Source organism: Synechococcus sp. BO 8801, assembly GCF_002252675.1.
Classification (GTDB): Bacteria; Cyanobacteriota; Cyanobacteriia; order PCC-6307; family Cyanobiaceae; genus Cyanobium.
Map to the genome: position 1 here is coordinate 36,895 of NZ_NQKY01000020.1, position 18,021 is coordinate 54,915.

Here is an 18,021-nt window from a genome sequence, read left to right on the forward strand (position 1 = left end):
GAGCTGCAGGCCTGGACCGCCGCGGCCACGACCGACGCCCCCGCTGCTGTGCCAGCATCAGCCGGCGCCAATTTCTCTCCCATGACCCTGCAACTGGGCGACACCGTTCCCGATTTCACTCAGGAGTCCCAGCTCGGCCCGATCAACCTCTACGACTTTGCCGGCGACAGCTGGGTGGTGCTCTTCTCCCATCCCGCCGACTACACCCCCGTCTGCACGACCGAACTGGGTGAGGTCTCCCGGCTGCGGGCCGAATGGGAGAAGCGGAATGTCAAAACCATCGCCCTGAGCGTGGATTCCGCCGAGAGCCACAAGGGCTGGATCGGCGACATCAACGAGACCCAGAACACCACGGTCGACTACCCGATCCTGGCGGACAGCGACAAGAAGGTGAGCAGCCTCTACGGCATGATTCATCCCAATTCCCTCAGCAACCTCACGGTGCGCTCGGTGTTCATCATCGACCCCAAGAAAAAGCTGCGCCTGCAGATCACCTACCCCGCCAGCACGGGCCGGAACTTCGATGAGATCCTGCGGGTGATCGATTCCCTGCAGCTCACCGACCACCACCAGGTGGCCACGCCGGTGAACTGGAAGGAGGGTGATGACTGCGTCGTGGTGCCGTCGATCCCCACCGACGAGGCCCGGGCGAAGTTTCCCAAGGGTGTCACCGAGATCCGCCCCTACCTGCGGATGACCCCCCAGCCCAACAAATGAATCGACGGCAGAGTTGGCGGCACCGGCTGACGGTGCCGCAGTTCACGGTGGTCACCGGCCTGCTGGTGATCACCTTCGGCACTCTGCTGCTCGCCAGTCCGCTCTGCTCCAGCGATGAGGTGGGCCTCTGGGAGGCCCTCTTCACGGTCACCTCGGCCATCACCGTCACCGGCCTGTCGATCGTCGACGTGGGGGCCGAGCTCACCTTCCCGGGCCAGGTGACCCTGGCCGGGCTGATCCTCACCGGTGGTCTGGGCCTGATGGCGATCACCACCTTCCTGCAGGGCTTCGTCCAGGGGCGTTCCGGCCTGCGCCAGCGCCTCGACAAGGGCCGTGCCCTGGATGATTTCGGCGTCGGGGGCATCGGGCCCACCCTCAACCAGATCCTCCTGATCGCCGGCATCGTCATCGGCATCGGCACGCTGACGCTCTACAACTTCGGCTTCACCGATATTCCAGACAAGGGCCAGCGGCTCTGGGCCTCCCTGTTCCACTGCATCAGCGCCTACAACAACGCCGGTTTCGGGCTCTGGCGCGACAATCTGGTCGGTTATCGCAGCCAGCCCGTCGTCAATGCGGTGATCGGCCTGCTGATCGTGATGGGCGGCATCGGCTGGCGGGTCACCAACGACATCTGGGTCAACCGCTTCCGGCTGGCCCGCATCCGACGCCTCAGCCTGCACACCCGCCTCGTCATCCGCACCACGATCCTGCTGATCGTGGTGGGGGCGGTGGGCCTGCTGTTCACCGAGCACTTCGCCACCGAAGGGATGGTGGAGCAGCTGAGTCTCTGGGACAAACTGCAGGTGACGATCTTCCAGTCGATCACCACCCGCACCGCCGGCTTCAACACCGTGCCCCTGACCCTGGAGACAATCTCCGATTCGGGGCTGCTGCTGATGATCATGCTGATGTTCATCGGCGCCAGCCCCGGCGGCACCGGAGGCGGCATCAAGACCACCACCTTCGCTGCCCTGATCGCCGCCACCCGCTCCACCCTGCGCGGCCACGACGAAGTGGTGGTGCGCAACCGGGAGATCCCCGCCAAGGTGATTCTCAAGGCGGTCGGTGTCACCCTCGGATCGGGCCTGTTCATCCTGCTGATGGCCCTGCTGCTGGGGCTCGGCAACACCACCGCCGGCACCCCCGGCAGCGAGGCCTTCACCTTTCTGGAGAAGCTGTTCACCTGTGTTTCCGCCTTCGGCACCGTGGGCCTCGACGTCGGGGTCACCAGTCAGCTCAACCGCTGGGGCCAGCTGGTGCTGATGGTGGGGATGTTCGTGGGCCGGATCGGTATTCTCCTTCTGCTCTCTGCCGTCTATGGCAGCCGGCCCCAGAATCGGGTGGGTTTTCCCCGCGAGGAGCTCTACATCTGAACCCGGTCCCCTTCGTTCACCGGCCCATTCCCGTTGCGTCGTCGTCTTCATGAACCAGTGGTGGCAGTGGCAGGGCAGCGAGTCCGACACCTCCAACAGCTACGCCGTGATCGGCGTCGGCCGCTTCGGCAGTGCCGTGTGCAAGGAGCTCCTGCGCCACGGGGCCGAGGTGCTGGCGGTCGACCTCAACCAGCGGGCCATCGATGAACTGCGCCAGATGGATCCGGCCATCGAGGCCCGCGTGGTGGATTGCACCGACGAGGAGGCCCTGAGGGCCGCCGGCGCCCTCGACGTGGGCACGGTGGTGGTGGCGATCAGCGAGCCGATCGCGGCCAGCATCACGGCCACCCTGATCGTCAAGGACAGCGAAGGCAGCCGGGTCCAGCAGGTGATCGCCAGGGCCACCAGCGATCTGCACGAGAAGATGCTGCGGCGCGTCGGCGCCGACAAGGTGGTCTTCCCCTCGAAGATGCAGGGGACCCGCCTGGGCATGGAGCTGGTCCGGCCCAACCTGCTGGAGCGGCTGCGGCTGGACGACCGCAACAGCATCGAGGAGATCAAGGTTCCCGGCTCCTTCGTCGGCCAGTCGCTGCGGGATCTGAACCTGCGCAAGAACTACAACGTCAGCGTGCTGGCGGCGGGCCCCGCCAACCAGCTCACGGTCAACCCGCCCGCCTCCCATGTGCTCAACGCCTCCGAGCTGCTGGTGGTGATGGGCAGCAGCGAAGCCCTTGAGGCCCTGCCTTCCCACTGATTCCCTTGCGAAGGACAGCCATGCGGGTGCTGGGGCTGATGAGCGGCACCAGCGCCGACGGCATCGATGCGGTGCTGGTGAACCTGGAGGGTCGCCCGGCCCGGCCGCGCTGGCGCATCCTCGCCAGTGCCCACACCCCCTACCCGGCGGACCTGCGCGAGCGGCTCGTGGCCGTCGGTCAGGGGGTGCCTCTGGACGCCGAGGCCCTGCTGCATTTGGCCGAGGAGCTCACCGAGCACCAGGCCCTGGCCGCCCGCGCCTGCGATTCCGAAGGCCGGGCCGAACTGGTGGGTTGCCACGGCCAGACCCTCTGGCACCGCCCGCCGGAGGGGGAGCGCCGCGGGGCCAGCTGGCAGCTGCTGCAGGGGCCGCTGCTGGCGGAGCTGCTGGGGAGGCCGGTGGTGTTCGACTTCCGCAGCATCGATCTGGCCCTGGGCGGCCATGGCGCCCCCCTGGTGCCGGCGACCGACGACGCCCTGCTGGGAAGGATCGGCGGCTGGCGGGCCCTGCTCAACCTGGGGGGGATCGCCAATCTCACCCTGCTGCCTCCCCCCGCCGGTCCCGACCGCAAGGCGCCGGTGCTGGGCTGGGACTGCGGCCCGGCCAACACGCTCCTGGATCTGGCGGTGGCCCGCTTCAGCGGCGGTCGGCTGAGCTTCGATGCCGACGGGGCCTGGGCGCGGCAGGGCCGCATCGACGAGGAACGGCTGCAGCAATGGCTCCGGGAGCCCTACCTCCAGGCCGCGCCGCCCAAGTCCACGGGCCGGGAGCTGTTCGGGGCCGCCGATCTCGATCGGCGCCTGGCGGAGCTCGGCGCCGATGTGGAGCCGGCCGATGCCCTGGCCACCCTGACGGCCTTCAGTGCGGCGGTGGTGGGCCAGGACCTGGCGCGCCCCCAACGCCCACGGCCGCTGGAGCTGCTGGTGGCCGGCGGGGGCACCCGCAACGGCTTCCTGATGGAGCAGCTGCGGCGGCGCTGCCACGGCACGGCGGTGCTGCCGCTGGCCAGCCAGGGCATCGCCGATGACCAGCGGGAGGCCCTGGCCTTCGCCCTGCTGGCCTGGTGGCGGCACCACGGCCATCCGGGCTCGCTGCCCTCGGTCACCGGGGCCCGGCGGGCCGCCGTGCTGGGCGTGATGGCCCTGCCGCCGCCGTCAGGGGGCTGAGGGGGGCTGGCGCAGGCGCAGCCGGCGGGGCGCACCCCGCAGCCGACGGGTGCCGGCCTGCTCCTGCTGCTCGAGCTCGCGGCGGAAGCGATCGGCGGCGACGGCGGGCCCGAGTGGGTAGGGCGCCGCGGCCGGCTCGGGGGGACGCTGCCGCTCCAGCCGTTCCACCCCCTGCTGGATCAGCACCTTGGCCATGTTGCTGACCGTGCGCGACTCGCTCTCCGCCAGGGCCGCCAGCCGGGCGCAGAGCTCCTCCGGCAGGACGACCTGGATCCGCGGCGACTTGGGCTTGCCGCTGGAGGAGGTCTGACGGGTGGGCACGGTGCCTCTGGGTGGGGGCCGAAGAGAGGGTGCCGCTGGGATCCGGCGGGATAGGAAAAAGTGTACAGTGACCGTCATGGGTAGTATCCAAAAGTAGGGTTGTGGACCATCCCGCCCCCTCGGGATCCCCTTCTCCAGCTCCAGACCGGCCCAAGCCCAGCCCAGAACCAGTCCCAGGCCCAAGCCCACCTGCTCCACGCCCCCGTCCCCACCCCGTCCTCTCCGACGGCCCACCGGCCGCTTCCGCCATGGCCCGCACCACCCAGTCCCGTCCGACCGCTTCCGAGACCCCCCTGCAGCCCAAGACCCGCCAGAGCCGGCGGCGGAGCACGGCGGAACGCAGCGATGTGCTGGTGTCGGCCGTGATCAGCACCTACCTGCTCACCCATCTGCACCATGTGCTGCAGCGGGCCGAGTTCGGCGCCCAGCAGGAGGGGCGCCAGTCCCTGGCCGCCAACTACGCCCAGCTGCGCAAGGTGCTCTGCCTCGATGCCCGCAGCATGGAGGACGCCTCCGCCAGCGGCGCCGAGGAGGACACCAGTCCCCGCGCCGCCTGATCCGCTGCGCACCCTCCCTCACGAACCACCCGCAAGGGGCTGCGCCCACGGCCCCGGTGCCCATAAGGTCAGGAAAGAATCCCGGCCAGGATGACCACCAGCAACGCCACCGGCAACGCAGCAGAGCTCTACGGACGCATCAGCAACGACGTGGAGCTCACCCAGTCACTGTTCCGCCAGGCCCTTCAGGACCCCAGCGGCGCCCTGCGCAGGATCGTCGCCCTCGGCGAGCAGGAGGGCCTGCCGGTCAGCGCGGAGGAGGTGAAGGCCCATCTGGCCGGCCTCGATGACGGCGCCACCAAGCAATGGCTGATCAAGGCCCGGGGCGGACTCTGAGGCCGGCGACCGGAGGCCCTCCTGCTGGGGCCGGCGGGGTTGCTCCCGACGCTGGGATCCCCCTCCCTGGGCCCAGCTGAAGAACAGCCAGTAGCTCGTCAGCGCCAGTCCCGCCGCCACCACCAGGGCGGCGATCTGCTCGAGGCGCTTGATCATCCTGACGACGCGACCGGACCCGATCGACAGTCTGCAGGACGCCCCGCAGGGGATGATGCGCACACCGCGACCGCCTTCCGCTCCGTGCTGCGCCTCGAACGCATCGGCAAGATCTATCCCACCGGTGAGGTGCTCAAGGACATCACCTGGGAGGTGAAAGCGGGGGACCGGATCGGCCTGGTGGGGGTCAACGGGGCCGGCAAATCCACCCAGATGCGCATCATCGCCGGGCTGGAGGAGCCGACCAGCGGCCAGGTGGTGCGGCAGGGGGATCCCCGCATCGCCTACCTGCAGCAGGAGTTCGATGTCGACCTGGCCCGCAGCGTCCGCCAGGAACTGTTCCAGGCCTTCGGGGAGGCGGCCGAGGTGCTCAACCGCCAGCGGCAGGTGGAGGAGGCGATGGCCAGCGAGGAGGCCGCCGCCGATCCGGACCTGCTCGACCGGCTGATCGACGAGCTCGGCCAGCTGCAGAGTCGGTTCGAGGCCCTGCATGGGTACGAGCTCGATGCCCGCATCGACAAGCTGCTGCCCAGCATCGGCTTCACCCAGGAGACCGCCGAGCGGGTCGTGGGGGACTACTCCGGCGGCTGGCAGATGCGCATCGCCCTGGGCAAGATCCTGCTGCAGGAGCCGGATCTGCTGCTGCTTGACGAACCGACCAACCACCTCGACGTCGAGACGATCCAGTGGCTGGAGAGCTACCTGGTGGATCAGACGGTTCCCCTGGTGGTGATCAGCCACGACCGGGCCTTCCTCGACCGGGTCTGCAACCAGATCGTCGAGACCGAACGCGGCGTCTCGCGCACCTACCTGGGCAACTACAGCCAGCACCTCGAGCAGAAGGCCCTGGAGCGGGAGGCCGGCCAGGCGGCCTTCGAGCGCCAGCAGAAGGAACTGAGCAGCCAGCAGGCCTACATCGACCGCTTCCGGGCCAGTGCGACCCGCAGCACCCAGGCCAAGAGCCGCGAGAAGCTGCTGGAGAAGGTGGAGCGGATCGAGGCGCCGCTGGAATCGGTGAGCGGGCCGCGCTTCGCCTTTCCCCCCGCCCCGCGCTCGGGTCGGGTGGTGGCGGCGATCGAGAACCTCACCCACGGCTACGACGACCAGATCCTGTTCCTGGGGGCGAACCTGGAGGTGGAGCGGGGTGACCGGATCGCCTTCGTCGGCCCGAACGGCGCGGGCAAGTCCACCCTGCTGCGGCTGGTGATGGGCTACGAGATTCCCCTCGAGGGCCAGGCGGGCCTGGGGGAGCACCACGTGGTGGCCGGTTACTTCGAGCAGAACCAGGCCGAAGCCCTGGATCTGACCAAGACGGTGATCGACACCCTGTTCGAGGCCGTTCCCGACTGGACCCAGACCCAGGTGCGCTCCCTGCTGGGCAGCTTCGGCTTCAGCAACGACACGGTCTTCAAGCCGGTGGCCAAGCTCAGCGGCGGCGAGAAGGCCCGGCTGGCCCTGGCCCTGATGCTGCTCACCCCCTGCAACCTGCTGGTGCTCGATGAGCCCACCAACCACCTCGACATCCCCGCCAAACAGATGTTGGAGGAGGCCCTGATGGCCTACGAGGGCGCCGCCCTGCTGGTCTCCCACGACCGCTTCTTCATCGGCCGGGTGGCCAACCGGATCGTCGAGGTGCGCGACGGGGAGCTGGTGCTCTACCGCGGCGACTACGCCTACTACCAGGAGAAGAAACGGGAGGAGGCCGAAGAGAGCGAGCGGCTGGAGCAGGAGCGCCGCCTCGCCGCCAGACGCGAGGAACAGCGGCAGAAGCAGAAGGCCAAAGCCGCCCAGAAGGGCGGCGGCACGTCCAAGGGGAAAGCCGCGGGCACCGCCGACAGCTGAGGCGGCGCCGTCAGGGGCGCGGCGCAAAATACAACTTCATCGTTGCCTAGGCAGGAAGACTCATTTCTCTGGTGTGGGCGGTTCTGTGTGCATAGGCTGACAGGGTCACCCATCCAGGAGCAGCGATGACCATCCAGAACGTCGTCACCGACGGTTGGACCGTGGACCGCGAGGACACCGCCGGCACCAGCGATGCCATGGAGGTGTACTTCGAATGCATCACCACCTGCTCCCTTGAGGACGGCGAGTGCGTCACCCGCTGCGTGGAAGAGCTGCGCGAGCGCCACTGAAGTCAGGCTCGCGCCGCTGATGCCGATGGGGCCAGGGCCTGGACGGGACAGGCCCATCCCTATACCGGCGCAAGGGACATACCGCCGCAAAGGGCCCACCGCGGCGCAGGGCTAGCGCGGCACAGGGCCGGCGGCAAGGGGAAACGGACCAGAGCCAGGGGTTGAGCGGATTTCCTAACCAGGGCACAGGCCCTGTAACAGCCGCTACGTGGCATCTTGAAACAGTTCGTAGCTTTGGGCCGGTCAGAAACGCCCCATCGCACAGCCCACCATGTCCGAACCTCTCGCCCTCAGCCTCGGTCAGAAATTCGAACTGGAGCGCATGACCCGGGCGATCGACGCCACGGGCGATCCGCAGGTCCTGCGGGGTCTGGCCAAGCAACTCCTGCAGGCCTGGCAGAGCCAGAAGGCCGCCACCCAGTGGGTCATGCGCCAGCAGCTGGGTGCCCCCGCCCGTTTCGGCGCCGAACTCACCATGGACGCCGGCCTGCTCGACGCCCTTCGCCCCGACAGCAGCAAGGGGGGCATGGACGTCCTCTGAGGGCCGAGCTCAAGCCTCCTCTAGGCCATGAGCTCGGGCAACCTCCTCATCCCTGACGCAGCAGGGCCATGTCGCCAGGGATGAGCCGCAGGTTCACCATCGCCCCCTGACGGTTCACCGTCAGGTTGAGGGTTCCCCCCACCCCCGCCCGCTCGACGGCGTTGATCACCTGGGAGGGATCCTTCACCACGGCCCCCTGGGCCGCGACGATCACATCACCGGTCCTGAGACCTCCCCGAGCCGCCGGTCCGTTGGGCTGAACCGAAACCACGACCGCACCCTGGGAAACCCCGGAGCCGCTTCCCGCCCGGACCTCATCCAGCCCCACGCCGATCATGGGGTGGGTGGCCCGGCCGGTCGCCACCAGTTGACTGACAATGCCGCGGGCACGGTTGATCGGAATGGCGAAGCCCAGTCCGGCCCCCGGCCCCGAACGCACCAGGGTGTTGATTCCCACCACTTCGCCGTCGGCGTTCAGCAGCGGTCCGCCGGAGTTGCCCGGGTTGATGGCGGCGTCGGTCTGGATCAGATCCAGCCGCTTGTCGGTGATGCCGAGCTTGCTGGCGTTGCGGTTGAGGCTGCTGATGATCCCCAGGGTGACGGTGTTGTCGAGGCCGAAGGGGTTCCCCACCGCGATCGCCCAGTCGCCCACCTGGAGGGCATCGGAATTGCCCAGGGGCGCCACGGGCCAGGGGCCCGCCCCCACCAGCCGCACCACCGCCAGGTCGGTGAGCTTGTCGAGGCCCACGACCCGCCCCTCGACGCGCTGGCCGTTCTCGAGACCCACGGTCACCCGGTCGATCTGGTCCACCACGTGGGCGTTGGTGAGCACCAGCCCATCGGCCTGGAGGATCACCCCGCTTCCCTGGCCCCGTTCGGTGCGCCGCGAGGGGGCACCCTGCTGGGGGATACCGAAGAACTGGCGGAACAGGGGGTCGTTCAGCAGACCCCGGGGCAGGCCCCCGGTGGCGGCTGACTGGACGGTGCGTTCCGTGTCGATGGTGACCACCGCCGGGCCCGCCCGACGGATCGCCGCCGCCACGAAAGATTGCCGCCCGAGCACGGCCGCGGCCGGCTTGGCCAGACCGGGGGAGGTGAGGGTCGGGCTGACGAGGGCCGTGGTGGCCGTGACCGTGGCGGTGGCCGCCGCCGTGACCGTGGCCAGCCCGGCGGCGGCCGCGGCAAGAACGCGGGAGGAACGCATCGTGAAAAAGCTCAGATGGAAAAACCGTAGGGAAGTCCCCGGGAAGGAGAAAGGGGAGGCAAACCGGCCTGACCGGCTATGCTTTGTAAAGTTTTTTATCGGGTCATGGACACAAGCCGCCTGCTGCTGGCCTTTCTCGCCTTCGGAGCCGCCTGCACCTCCCTCTGGGCCTGGATGCTGGCCACCACCACCGCTCCGTCGGACGGGTGATGATGGGGGAGAGTCCGCGGACTGCGGGGTTCCCATCGCGCCATGACCTCCCTCCTCTCGCAGATCTTCCCGATCGTCTACGGGGCCTGTTTCATCGTTCTCCTGTGGCAGGCGTTCCGGGTCATGGGCCAGGGCTTCCGCGCCATTCCCCGTCCCGGTGATGCCGGAGCCGCCGCCACCGATCCAGCCGGCCCCGCCGGTGATCGCACCGGCCGTCTCACCATCCACCCGGAGCTGCTGGACGCGGACGGCCAGCTGACCCAGGAGGACCTGCTGACGGTCCGATTCAGCGGCGACAACGAGCAGCCCGCCTTCCCCGCCGACCCGACCTGAGCGCGGCCGGCCGGTCGCTGAATAGGCTCCCTGAGGTGAATGCGCCAACCGGCGGAGATCGATGGTGGATCAGAGAACGCGAATCGTGGCGGCCGTGCTCGGAGCACTGAAGCTGCCGCCACGGTTTCGACTCAAGATGGTGAAGGACGACCCGATCCGGCTCGAGCTCAGCCTGACGCCGTCCTACGGCAAGGATCCGATTCTTGTCGGCATCGTCGAATCCCAGGATCTGGTGGCCCGGCGCGACCGGGAGGGGCGCATCCCCCGTGACCTCCAGGGCACCTGGGACTGGACCGTGCGCCACGGCAAGGTGACCACCGGCGGCTGGAACCCCTACCTGAAGGAGGCGCTCCAGACCATGTTCGAGACCGGCCTTCCCGCCATCGTCTACGAGGAAACCACCGGTGAGGCCTATCACCCGGTGGATGGCCTCCGCCACGTGCGCTGAACCCGTCCCTGCCCATCGACGGCCGCCTCGCGGCCATCACCGCCGCCCTCGGGCCCGGATCCACCCTCCTGCTCCAGGCCGAACCCGGCGCCGGCAAGACCACCCGGGTTCCCCTCGCCCTGCTCGAGAGCCTCGGCGCTGAGGGTCGCCTGCTGCTGCTGGAACCGAGGCGGCTGGCGGCCCGGAATGCCGCCCAGCGCCTCGCCGCCGGCCTCGGTGAACCCGTCGGCGGGCGCGTGGGCTACAGCGTGCGCCTGGAGTCCCGCACCTCGTCGGCCACCCGGCTGGAGGTGGTCACCGCGGGCCTGTTCCTGCGCCGGCTCCAGGCCGATCCCGCCCTGGACGGGGTGGCCTGCGTGATCTTCGACGAATTCCATGAGCGCCAGGCCGAGGCGGATCTGGCCCTGGCCCTGGTGCGCCAGGCCCGCAGCCTGCTGCGTCCCGAACTGCGCCTGCTGGTGATGTCCGCCACCCTCGATCTGGCGCCCCTGGCCAGCGAGCTGGATGGGGCCGCCGTGATCAGCTGCGAAGGCCGCAGCCATCCGGTGGCGGTGACCTACCAGCCGCCGCGGCCGGACGAGCGGCTGGATCGCCAGGTGCTGCGGGCCCTCGAAGGCCACTGGCTGGCCGAACCCGAACCCCGGGGCACCGCGCTGGTGTTCCTTCCCGGCCTGGGGGAGCTGGAGACGGCACGGCGGGCCATCGAGGCCACCGCGTGGGGCGAGGGGCTGGAGCTGGCCCTCCTGCACGGCCAGCTGCCGCTGGCGGCCCAGGGACGGGCCATTGCGGCTCCCCAGGGGGCGGCTGGGAAGGTGGTGCTGGCCACGTCGGTGGCGGAGAGCTCGCTCACGATCGCGGCGGTGACCGTGGTGATCGACAGCGGCCTGAGCCGACGCAGCCGCTTCGATCCGGCCACGGGCATGGACGGCCTCGTCACCCAGCCTGCCAGCCAGGCCAGCGCCGAGCAGCGAAGTGGGCGGGCCGGGCGGCTGGGGCCGGGGCGATGCCTGCGGCTCTGGTCCCCGGCGGAGCAGCAGCGGCGAGCCGCCTTCGATCCCCCGGAACTGCTCGAGGTGGATCCCCTGCCGATCGCCCTGCAGCTGGCGGAATGGGGCGAAACGGAGGACGACAGCCTTCCCTGGCTCACCGCGCCCCCCCGCCGGCCCCTGGCGGAGGCCCGCGACCTGCTGCTGCAGCTGGGGGCCGTCGATGGGCAGGGGCGCATCACCGGCCACGGGCGGGCCATGGCCCGGCTGGGCCTGCATCCGCGCCTGGCCCACATGCTGCTGCGGGCAAAGGAAAGGGGCTGGGAGTCCCTCGCCACGGCCATGGCCGTGCTGCTCAGCGAGCGCGATCCCCTTGACCGCCGCGAGGCCGGCAGCGATCTGATGCGGCGCCTCGACTGGCTGCGGCGCAGCCCGGGCCCGGAGGGGAGTGGGCGCGGCGCGGGCCGGGCCCCCTGGACCAACCTCCAGAGCCAGCTGCTGCGCCAGCTCCGGGAGGGGCGGAAGGCGGCGGCCCCGGTGGCGGCCCCCGCAGCGTTCGCCTCCGGCGGTGGCTCTGACGACGTCCGTGCCGCCCAGCTGCTGGCCTGGGCCTATCCGGAACGGCTGGCCCTGGGGCGGGGCCGGGGCGACGGGCGCTTCCTGATGCGCGGCGGTCGCGGCGCCGTGCTGCCCCCGGGGGATCCCCTCGCCGCCGCCGAAGCCCTGGCGATCGCCAGCGTCGACGGCCAGGGCCAGGAGGCCCGGGTGCGGTTGGCGGTGGCCCTCTCCCGCAGCGGCCTGGAGGAGCTGGTGGCGGAGGAGATCGAGGAGGAGACCGAAGCCCGCTGGGATGGCACCGACCAGCGGGTGCGGTGCGAGCGGCTGCGGCGGAGCGGGGCCCTGGTGCTGGAGCGCCGCCCCTGGCCGGACGCCAGCGGGGAGCTGGTGGAGCGAGCCCTGCTGGAGGGTCTCGAACGGCTCGGACTGGAGGTGCTCCCCTGGTGCCGCACCAGCCGCCAGCTGCAGCAGCGCCTGATGCTGGCCCACCGGCACCTGGGGGCGCCCTGGCCCGACCGCTCACCGGAGCGGCTACAGCAGGACCCGGGAGCCTGGCTGGGCCCCCACCTCGGGGGCCTGCGCAGCCTCCAGGACCTGCAGCAGCTCGACCTCTCGGAGATCCTCTGGGGGGATCTGGACTGGTCCCTGCGCAGGGAACTGGATCGGCTGCTGCCCCTCAGCCAGCCGGTGCCGTCCGGCCGCCGGGTGCCGTTGGACTACGGCAGCGGCACGCCGGTGCTGGCCGTGAAGCTGCAGGAGATGTTCGGCTGCCTGGAAGGGCCGACGGTGCTGGACGGCCGGCTGCCGGTGCGGGTGGAGCTGCTGTCTCCGGCGGGACGCCCGGCGGCGGTGACCAGCGACCTGGCCGGCTTCTGGAGCCAGGGCTACGCCGAGGTGCGCCGGGAGCTGCGCGGCCGCTACCCCCGCCACCCCTGGCCCGAGGATCCCCGCCAGGGCGTCGCCAGTGCCCGCACCAAGGCGGCCCTGGCCCGGGAGGCACGCGGGGAGAGTCGCTGAGCGTTGCCTAGGGCAGGCCGTCGAGCAGATGGCCGAAGCCGAAGTGGCGCAGTCCCTCCAGGATGCCCTTGCAGCCATGGGCGCGGGCGCGGTAGGTGCGGGCCAGCCCCGGCAGGGCCCGCACCAGGCCCGGCTCGGCATTGCCCACCATGACGCTCTGCAGGCCGGTCTCGAACATGGCCAGATCGTTGAGGGAGTCCCCCGCGGTGACCACCCGGGCCGGTTCCAGCTCGAGCCACTCCAGCAGGCCCAGCAGGGTGCTGCCCTTGTTGACGCCGGGCGGCAGCACGTCGAGGTACTTGTCGCCGGAGACCAGGCAGTCCACCCCATGGGCCTCGATGGCCGCCAGCCGGCTGGTGTCCAGCCGGAGCGGGTCGATGCCATAGGCCAGGCGCCGGTCGCTGCTGAGGGGCTGGGGGGACAGGCCCGGCACCAGGGCCAGCAGGGGCAGCACCTTTTCCGCCCGTCCCCGCCAGAGGGCCTCGATCGGCTCCAGGGCCAGGGCCAGGGGGGTGAGGCTGGCGCCGCAGGCCACGGTGCAGCCCACATCACCGATCACCAGATGGGGGGGATGGAGTCCCAGGGCGGCCTCCGCAGCCAGCAGCCGGGCGACGGAGCGCAGATCCCTGCCGGTGCTGAACACCTGCAGGACCCGGTGGCGCTGGGAGGCCAGCCAGCGGTAGACCCGGCGGCGCGTCGGGACGGACCCCTCCAGCAGGGTGCCGTCGAGGTCGGTGACCAGCACCAGATCGGTCTCGCTGGGCAGGGGCGCCGCCAGATGGCGCTGGAGGCGGGCCCGGGGCGCCCGCCGGCGGTCCTCCAACCCGGGACCCCAGACGGAGGCAGAGCCAGCTGCCGGCAACGGGCCGGCGCCGGGGCCGGGGCCTGGCACCCGTGGAGGCCTCAGTGCCATGGCCGGGCGCGGCTGTCAACCGTGCAACCCACACCCAGCTTTGTAGTCCCTGCCACTGTCAAGACCACTCCATGTTTCGTTACAGTCAGGGCTCCACCGAGGGTTCCTTCCATGTCTGACGCTTCCCAGCCCCGCTTCGGTTTCGTCAACTTCGCCGAAACCTGGAACGGCCGCCTGGCCATGATGGGCTTCGTGATCGGCCTGGCGACCGAAATTCTCACCGGCCAGGGCATTCTGGCCCAGGTCGGCCTCGGCTGAAGCCCGGCTGTCTCCCCCAGCACCAGCGTCCTTGAAGCCCGTTAAAGACGTAGGCCGCCGGCCCAGCCGGCGGCTTTTTCATGGCTCAGGCAGCTGTCCCAAGCGGTCCTAGGTTGAGGCCCAACCCAGGCAGCGCCCCCCGATGGCCCCTTCCGCCACCGCTCCCCGCTTCTATGTCGGCAACCGGCGCGACGGCGCCCGGCTGCTGAGCAGCGCGCTGGTGATCGCCGGAGCGGGCCTGGTCCGGATCGACCATCCGGTGGGCCGGGCCGTGGCCCTTGTGGCCGGCCTGCTGAGTCTCTACTGGTGGCTCTGCTACCGCCAGCTCAAGCACTGATTCCATGCTCACGGTCCCTGGCAGCAGCGCGTCCCCCCGCCAGCACGACGGCATCCCCAGGTACTCGGTCGCCGAGCTCAACCAGGCCATCGGTGCCCTGCTGGAGCGGGGCTTCGCCCCCCGCTTCCTGCTGGAGGCCACCGTGGGGCGCCCCCAGCAGAAGAAGGGCCATCTCTGGCTGACCCTCGTCGACGGCCAGGCCAGCATCCAGGGGGTGATCTGGTCGTCCCAGCTTCAGAAGCTCAGCTTCGTGCCCCAGGAGGGGGATGGGGTGGTGGTGGTCGGCAAGCTCAACTTCTGGGCGGCGCGGGCCAGCCTCACGGTGCAGGTGCTGGATGTGCGCCCCAGCCTGACCACCGTCCTGCGCCAGTTCGAGCAGGTGCGCAGCCGGCTGGAGCCGGAGGGGCTCCTCGACCCGGAGCGGAAGCGACCGCTGCCCCGCTGGCCCCGCCGCATCGCCCTGCTCACCAGCGTGCCCAGCGCCGCCCTGGCTGACATGCTGCGCACCGCCAGGGAACGCTGGCCCGCCACCGACCTGCTGGTGGTGCCGATCCCCGTGCAGGGGAACGTGGAAGCCCAGATCGTGGCCGCCATCGAGAGCCTCGGCGAACAGGCCGACCGCCTCGGCCTCGAGGCCCTGGTGCTGGCCCGCGGCGGAGGCAGCCGGGAGGATCTGGCCGTCTTCGACGGGGAGTCCCTGGCCCGCTGCCTGGCGGCCTGTCCCTGGCCCGTCATCTGCGGGATCGGCCATGAGGATGACGTGACCATCGCCGATCTGGTGGCCGACTACCGGGCGGCCACTCCCACGGCCGCTCTGGTGGCCCTGCTGCCGGACCGCAGCCAGATGATCCGGACCCTGGAGCAGGAACGGGGCCATCTGCACCGCACGCTGACGCTGCGGATCGCCTCCGCCCGCCAACGGCTGGGCGCACGCCAGGACCAGCTGCGCCTGCTCCACCCCGCCCGGCTGCTCAGCCAGCGGCGCCAGTGGCTGGCCCAGCGACGCCAGCTGCTGCAGGCGCTCTCGCCGCGCCACCTGCTCGCCCGGGGATTCAGCCTGCTCCGGGATGGTGACGGACGCCTGCTGCGTTCGGTGGCCCAGCTGCAGCCAGGGGAAGGGATCACCGCCGAGCTGGCGGACGGTCGGGTGGCCCTGCAGGTGCGGGCGGTCGAGCCGGACGGCCCCGGTCCCTGAGCCCCAGACCCCCACGTTCTCTCCATCGGATCCGCCGCCACCCCGCCGCGCACTCCTCGCCACTCCTGCCCCCCGTTGCTCCAATGGCTAAGTCCTCGCCCCGATCCAGAGCCTCGGCCCAGCCCGCCGATGACGTCTCCAGCCAGGACGCCGCTGGTGAGGGGAACGACGTGCACGACGTGGCCCAGGACCTGAGCTTCCGGGAAGCCCAGACGGCCCTTGAGCTCTGCCTGGCCCAGCTGCAGGACCAGGACCTGGACGTGGAGTCGATGGCCGATCTCTATCGGCGGGCGCTGGCCTACGCCGAACGCTGCGAGGCGGTGCTGGCCCGGGTGGAGCAGCAGGTGATGCAATGGGATCCCGGCCAGCCGGACCTGGCCCCCACGTCCTACGCCCCATGAGTGACGACGCCCAGCCCACCAGCAGCGGCCCCGGCGGCATCAGCTGGATCGCCTGGCTCTATCTGCTGCTGGCCGTGGCGGGCGGGGTGCTCCCCTGGCTGGCCAATCTGGACTTCATCCGCAGCGAGGGGGCGGCCTTCGATCTGGGACTGTTCATCCGCCAGGCGAACGTCAATCCCGCCGCCCAGTCCCTCTCCAGAGACCTGGCGATCGGGGCGACGGCCGTCACGATCTGGATGGTGCGCGAGAGCCGCCGGCTCGGCATGCGCGGGCTCGTCTGGGTTCTGCTCAGCTGCGTGACGATCGCGTTCGCCTTCGGGGCCCCCCTGTTCCTGCATCTGCGTGAACGCCGGCTGCTGGAGCTGGCCCGCCTCAGCACGGAGGCACCGGATCCGGCCGCATGAGACTCAGCGCGTGTCGGGCTCAGGAGCCATCGCCACCGCGGCCGCCCGTTTCCCCGCTGGCGCTGGCCTCCACATCGACGGCGTCGACGTTGATCGTCACGTCGCGGGCGTCGATCTCCCTGTCTGACCCGGATCCCCAGAAGAACGGGCCGGAGGGTTCCGGCGCCGCTTCTGATCCATCGCCGGACGTGAACAGACTGCCGCAGGCCGGGCAGACCTCGGTGCCCAGGCTGGCGAAGCCACAGCTGGGGCAGGTGCGCAGGCGACGCCGGACGATCTGCCAACCGATCAGGGCCACCCCGCCCGCCAGCAGCGGCAGCAGCAGAAGGGTCAGGGTGAGTCCGCCGATGACATCGAGCAGCAGGCGGCCGGCCGAGGTGGGCACCAGCACCAGAGCCGCCGCCACACCGATCCACAACCAGGGAATGCGCCGTTCCATCAGCGCTGGAAGCGTGGATCGTTCTCGATCCAGCGCTCCAGGGCCGCCAGGCCCTCGAGGCCGGCCCAGCCCAGGAGCAGGGCCGCCACCAGCCAGGCCGCCAGCAGGCCGATGCCGACCAGCAGCGGAATCAGCGCCAGGGTGGTGAGACCGATCAGCACCACCGCGCCGACGGCCATGGACACCAGCGCCAGGCTGGCCGGAAGAGGCGGGATCCTGAGGGCAGGCTTGGCCAAGAGTCGATCCAATCAGATCAGTCCATCCTGACCCGAAACGGGTCGATCCTCAGCGCGGCAGAGGTGTCGATGGCCCCCCAGCGGCACCGCCGGAAAGCACCACACTGAAGCACTGGCCGAAATAGAGCACGGCACCCACCAGCCACACCCAGAGCGTCAACAGCAGCACACCGCCCACCACCCCGTAGGCCTGAAAGCGCGCCCCGAGGGCGAGCAGGCTCCTGCCCAGCAGCAGGTTGGAGAGGGTGAGGCTGCCGCTCACCAGCAGAGCCCCGGGAATCAGCGGGCGGAAGGGAATCCGGCGCGACGGCAGCATCCACAGGAACAGAAGCGTGGCGCCGAAACCGATCAGCAGGGAGACGAGCAGATCCAGGCCGAAGGACAGGGAGCTGACCCACAGCAAGGGTTCCGGAAGAAAGGCCTGCAGCTGGTCATGGAAGCCCCTGGAGCCGAAGAGCCGCACCGTGCTGAAGAGCTGGTCGAGGACGATCAACAGGCCGACGAACAGCAGCAGCACCAGGGACTTCAGGCGCAGGGCCAGGAAGCGACGCACGTGCTCCTGCCAGCGCAGGTGATCGAAGCCGAAGGGCCGATTCCACCAGAGCCTATCGGCCCCGCGCTGCAGGGTGAGATAGATGTTGCTGGCGCTGAGCGCCAGAAGCACCAGGCCGAGGATGCCGGCGCCGAATCCCTGGTTTGTGAAGCGTCGCAAGGTGGCTTCGAAGCCAGGCAGGGCGGAGGCGGGCAGCACCTGGCCGACCAGCACGATCAGCCGATCGAAGCGCTCCACGTCGCGGCCGAGCAGCCGCGAAGCCACCGACAGCGCAATGAGCAGGGCCGGGAAGAACGACTGCAGCGTGTGATAGGCGAAAGCGGCACTCAGGTCCACGCAGTCCGCGCGCAGCCACAGCAGATAGGCCTTCCAGAACGGACGAAAGCGACGACGCCATGTCACGACAGAACCATCGGCAGGGGTTGGGGCTGCAGCATGCCTGCATCCTGCCCTCTCCCAGGCCCGGGGCCCAT

At 70.3% G+C, this 18,021-nt stretch carries 23 protein-coding genes; 17 read left to right on the plus strand and 6 right to left on the minus strand.

Annotated elements, in window-relative coordinates:
- Positions 1-81 precede the first annotated feature (81 nt).
- From CJZ86_RS17395 to CJZ86_RS13145, 4 genes are read left to right on the plus strand one after another with little or no spacing between them, the layout of a single operon-like run.
- Complete coding sequence (locus CJZ86_RS17395; protein ID WP_233134021.1) at positions 82-717, plus strand: peroxiredoxin; 636 nt, start codon at positions 82-84, stop codon at positions 715-717.
- Positions 714-2,093: a potassium transporter TrkG gene (locus tag CJZ86_RS13135; protein ID WP_094586509.1), complete on the plus strand. Its 1,380-nt coding sequence runs from the start codon at positions 714-716 to the stop codon at positions 2,091-2,093. Before CJZ86_RS17395 ends, CJZ86_RS13135 begins: the two co-directional genes overlap by 4 nt.
- Positions 2,094-2,142: 49 nt before the next feature.
- Positions 2,143-2,847, plus strand: coding sequence for a potassium channel family protein (locus tag CJZ86_RS13140; RefSeq protein WP_094586511.1), 705 nt, complete (start codon positions 2,143-2,145; stop codon positions 2,845-2,847).
- Between the two features lie 20 nt (positions 2,848-2,867).
- On the plus strand, positions 2,868-4,013 hold the full coding sequence (locus tag CJZ86_RS13145; protein ID WP_094586513.1) for an anhydro-N-acetylmuramic acid kinase: 1,146 nt from the start codon (positions 2,868-2,870) through the stop codon (positions 4,011-4,013).
- Here the strand turns inward: CJZ86_RS13145 and CJZ86_RS13150 are convergent.
- Positions 4,002-4,334 carry a ribbon-helix-helix domain-containing protein gene (locus CJZ86_RS13150; protein WP_094586515.1) on the minus strand — a complete coding sequence of 111 codons (333 nt, stop codon included), beginning with the start codon at positions 4,332-4,334 and terminating at the stop codon, positions 4,002-4,004. The two genes, CJZ86_RS13145 and CJZ86_RS13150, sit on opposite strands and share 12 nt — an antisense overlap.
- Positions 4,335-4,582: 248 nt before the next feature.
- Here CJZ86_RS13150 and CJZ86_RS13155 point away from each other — a divergent pair, with 248 nt between their 5' ends.
- The 5 genes from CJZ86_RS13155 (at position 4,583) to CJZ86_RS13170 (ending at position 8,056) form a co-directional block, all read left to right on the plus strand.
- The gene (locus tag CJZ86_RS13155) at positions 4,583-4,891 is read left to right on the plus strand and encodes a DUF8682 family protein (protein ID WP_015109185.1); all 309 of its coding nucleotides are present in this window, start codon (positions 4,583-4,585) and stop codon (positions 4,889-4,891) included.
- Positions 4,892-4,981: 90 nt separating this feature from the next.
- On the plus strand, positions 4,982-5,227 hold the full coding sequence (locus CJZ86_RS13160; RefSeq protein ID WP_094586517.1) for a DUF8665 family protein: 246 nt from the start codon (positions 4,982-4,984) through the stop codon (positions 5,225-5,227).
- Between the two features lie 240 nt (positions 5,228-5,467).
- Positions 5,468-7,225, plus strand: a complete 1,758-nt coding sequence (locus CJZ86_RS13165; RefSeq protein ID WP_094586519.1) for an ABC-F family ATP-binding cassette domain-containing protein — start codon at positions 5,468-5,470, stop codon at positions 7,223-7,225.
- Positions 7,226-7,350: 125 nt separating this feature from the next.
- On the plus strand, positions 7,351-7,515 hold the full coding sequence (locus CJZ86_RS17145) for a DUF8642 family protein (protein ID WP_190612268.1): 165 nt from the start codon (positions 7,351-7,353) through the stop codon (positions 7,513-7,515).
- 271 nt (positions 7,516-7,786) lie between these two features.
- A complete protein-coding gene (locus CJZ86_RS13170) occupies positions 7,787-8,056 on the plus strand; it encodes a hypothetical protein (RefSeq protein WP_094586521.1) in 270 nt (89 codons plus the stop codon).
- 46 nt (positions 8,057-8,102) lie between these two features.
- On the opposite strand, the gene CJZ86_RS13175 is transcribed toward CJZ86_RS13170, so the two are convergent.
- Positions 8,103-9,260, minus strand: coding sequence for a trypsin-like peptidase domain-containing protein (locus CJZ86_RS13175; RefSeq protein WP_094586523.1), 1,158 nt, complete (start codon positions 9,258-9,260; stop codon positions 8,103-8,105).
- Positions 9,261-9,512: 252 nt separating this feature from the next.
- Here CJZ86_RS13175 and CJZ86_RS13180 point away from each other — a divergent pair, with 252 nt between their 5' ends.
- The 3 genes from CJZ86_RS13180 (at position 9,513) to hrpB (ending at position 12,812) form a co-directional block, all read left to right on the plus strand.
- Positions 9,513-9,803: a DUF2973 domain-containing protein gene (locus tag CJZ86_RS13180; RefSeq protein WP_094586525.1), complete on the plus strand. Its 291-nt coding sequence runs from the start codon at positions 9,513-9,515 to the stop codon at positions 9,801-9,803.
- 64 nt (positions 9,804-9,867) lie between these two features.
- Positions 9,868-10,251 carry a DUF8663 family protein gene (locus tag CJZ86_RS13185; RefSeq protein ID WP_094586552.1) on the plus strand — a complete coding sequence of 128 codons (384 nt, stop codon included), beginning with the start codon at positions 9,868-9,870 and terminating at the stop codon, positions 10,249-10,251.
- On the plus strand, positions 10,248-12,812 hold the full coding sequence (hrpB, locus tag CJZ86_RS13190) for an ATP-dependent helicase HrpB (protein ID WP_094586527.1): 2,565 nt from the start codon (positions 10,248-10,250) through the stop codon (positions 12,810-12,812). Before CJZ86_RS13185 ends, hrpB begins: the two co-directional genes overlap by 4 nt.
- Positions 12,813-12,819: 7 nt before the next feature.
- Here hrpB and CJZ86_RS13195 read toward each other — a convergent pair whose 3' ends face one another.
- On the minus strand, positions 12,820-13,635 hold the full coding sequence (locus CJZ86_RS13195) for an HAD family hydrolase (protein ID WP_094586529.1): 816 nt from the start codon (positions 13,633-13,635) through the stop codon (positions 12,820-12,822).
- A 201-nt stretch (positions 13,636-13,836) separates the two neighbouring features.
- On the opposite strand from CJZ86_RS13195, the gene CJZ86_RS13200 reads away from it, so the two are divergent.
- The 5 genes from CJZ86_RS13200 (at position 13,837) to CJZ86_RS13220 (ending at position 16,320) form a co-directional block, all read left to right on the plus strand.
- The gene (locus CJZ86_RS13200) at positions 13,837-13,983 is read left to right on the plus strand and encodes a CAB/ELIP/HLIP family chlorophyll-binding protein (protein ID WP_015109196.1); all 147 of its coding nucleotides are present in this window, start codon (positions 13,837-13,839) and stop codon (positions 13,981-13,983) included.
- 142 nt (positions 13,984-14,125) lie between these two features.
- Positions 14,126-14,320 carry a hypothetical protein gene (locus CJZ86_RS13205; RefSeq protein WP_094586531.1) on the plus strand — a complete coding sequence of 65 codons (195 nt, stop codon included), beginning with the start codon at positions 14,126-14,128 and terminating at the stop codon, positions 14,318-14,320.
- 4 nt (positions 14,321-14,324) lie between these two features.
- On the plus strand, positions 14,325-15,515 hold the full coding sequence (gene xseA / locus CJZ86_RS13210) for an exodeoxyribonuclease VII large subunit (protein ID WP_094586533.1): 1,191 nt from the start codon (positions 14,325-14,327) through the stop codon (positions 15,513-15,515).
- 83 nt (positions 15,516-15,598) lie between these two features.
- Positions 15,599-15,916 (plus strand): exodeoxyribonuclease VII small subunit, encoded by a 318-nt coding sequence (gene xseB, locus CJZ86_RS13215; RefSeq protein ID WP_094586535.1) that lies wholly within the window; start codon positions 15,599-15,601, stop codon positions 15,914-15,916.
- The gene (locus tag CJZ86_RS13220) at positions 15,913-16,320 is read left to right on the plus strand and encodes a DUF2834 domain-containing protein (protein WP_094586537.1); all 408 of its coding nucleotides are present in this window, start codon (positions 15,913-15,915) and stop codon (positions 16,318-16,320) included. Before xseB ends, CJZ86_RS13220 begins: the two co-directional genes overlap by 4 nt.
- 19 nt (positions 16,321-16,339) lie before the next feature.
- Here the strand turns inward: CJZ86_RS13220 and CJZ86_RS13225 are convergent, their stop codons facing one another.
- From CJZ86_RS13225 to CJZ86_RS13235, 3 genes are read right to left on the minus strand one after another with little or no spacing between them, the layout of a single operon-like run.
- Entirely contained in the window at positions 16,340-16,759 is a 420-nt protein-coding gene (locus CJZ86_RS13225; protein WP_094586539.1) for a hypothetical protein, read from the minus strand.
- On the minus strand, positions 16,759-16,995 hold the full coding sequence (locus CJZ86_RS13230) for a glypican (protein ID WP_094586541.1): 237 nt from the start codon (positions 16,993-16,995) through the stop codon (positions 16,759-16,761). The genes CJZ86_RS13225 and CJZ86_RS13230 overlap by 1 nt, the downstream gene beginning before the upstream one ends.
- Positions 16,996-17,044: 49 nt before the next feature.
- Positions 17,045-17,950 carry a YihY/virulence factor BrkB family protein gene (locus CJZ86_RS13235; protein WP_094586543.1) on the minus strand — a complete coding sequence of 302 codons (906 nt, stop codon included), beginning with the start codon at positions 17,948-17,950 and terminating at the stop codon, positions 17,045-17,047.
- Positions 17,951-18,021 lie beyond the last annotated feature (71 nt).

Bases quoted from the DNA above. Each gene is read 5' to 3' on its own strand.
- CJZ86_RS13180 (WP_094586525.1), top strand. From the start codon at position 9,513: ATGACCTCCCTCCTCTCGCAGATCTTCCCGATCGTCTACGGGGCCTGT.
- CJZ86_RS17145 (WP_190612268.1), top strand. From the start codon at position 7,351: ATGACCATCCAGAACGTCGTCACCGACGGTTGGACCGTGGACCGCGAG.
- CJZ86_RS13220 (WP_094586537.1), top strand. From the start codon at position 15,913: ATGAGTGACGACGCCCAGCCCACCAGCAGCGGCCCCGGCGGCATCAGC.
- xseB (WP_094586535.1), top strand. From the start codon at position 15,599: ATGGCTAAGTCCTCGCCCCGATCCAGAGCCTCGGCCCAGCCCGCCGAT.
- CJZ86_RS13160 (WP_094586517.1), top strand. From the start codon at position 4,982: ATGACCACCAGCAACGCCACCGGCAACGCAGCAGAGCTCTACGGACGC.
- CJZ86_RS13145 (WP_094586513.1), top strand. From the start codon at position 2,868: ATGCGGGTGCTGGGGCTGATGAGCGGCACCAGCGCCGACGGCATCGAT.
- CJZ86_RS13135 (WP_094586509.1), top strand. From the start codon at position 714: ATGAATCGACGGCAGAGTTGGCGGCACCGGCTGACGGTGCCGCAGTTC.
- CJZ86_RS13140 (WP_094586511.1), top strand. From the start codon at position 2,143: ATGAACCAGTGGTGGCAGTGGCAGGGCAGCGAGTCCGACACCTCCAAC.
- CJZ86_RS13205 (WP_094586531.1), top strand. From the start codon at position 14,126: ATGGCCCCTTCCGCCACCGCTCCCCGCTTCTATGTCGGCAACCGGCGC.
- xseA (WP_094586533.1), top strand. From the start codon at position 14,325: ATGCTCACGGTCCCTGGCAGCAGCGCGTCCCCCCGCCAGCACGACGGC.
- CJZ86_RS13225 (WP_094586539.1), bottom strand. From the start codon at position 16,759: ATGGAACGGCGCATTCCCTGGTTGTGGATCGGTGTGGCGGCGGCTCTG.
- CJZ86_RS17395 (WP_233134021.1), top strand. From the start codon at position 82: ATGACCCTGCAACTGGGCGACACCGTTCCCGATTTCACTCAGGAGTCC.
- CJZ86_RS13155 (WP_015109185.1), top strand. From the start codon at position 4,583: ATGGCCCGCACCACCCAGTCCCGTCCGACCGCTTCCGAGACCCCCCTG.
- CJZ86_RS13200 (WP_015109196.1), top strand. From the start codon at position 13,837: ATGTCTGACGCTTCCCAGCCCCGCTTCGGTTTCGTCAACTTCGCCGAA.
- CJZ86_RS13170 (WP_094586521.1), top strand. From the start codon at position 7,787: ATGTCCGAACCTCTCGCCCTCAGCCTCGGTCAGAAATTCGAACTGGAG.
- CJZ86_RS13175 (WP_094586523.1), bottom strand. From the start codon at position 9,260: ATGCGTTCCTCCCGCGTTCTTGCCGCGGCCGCCGCCGGGCTGGCCACG.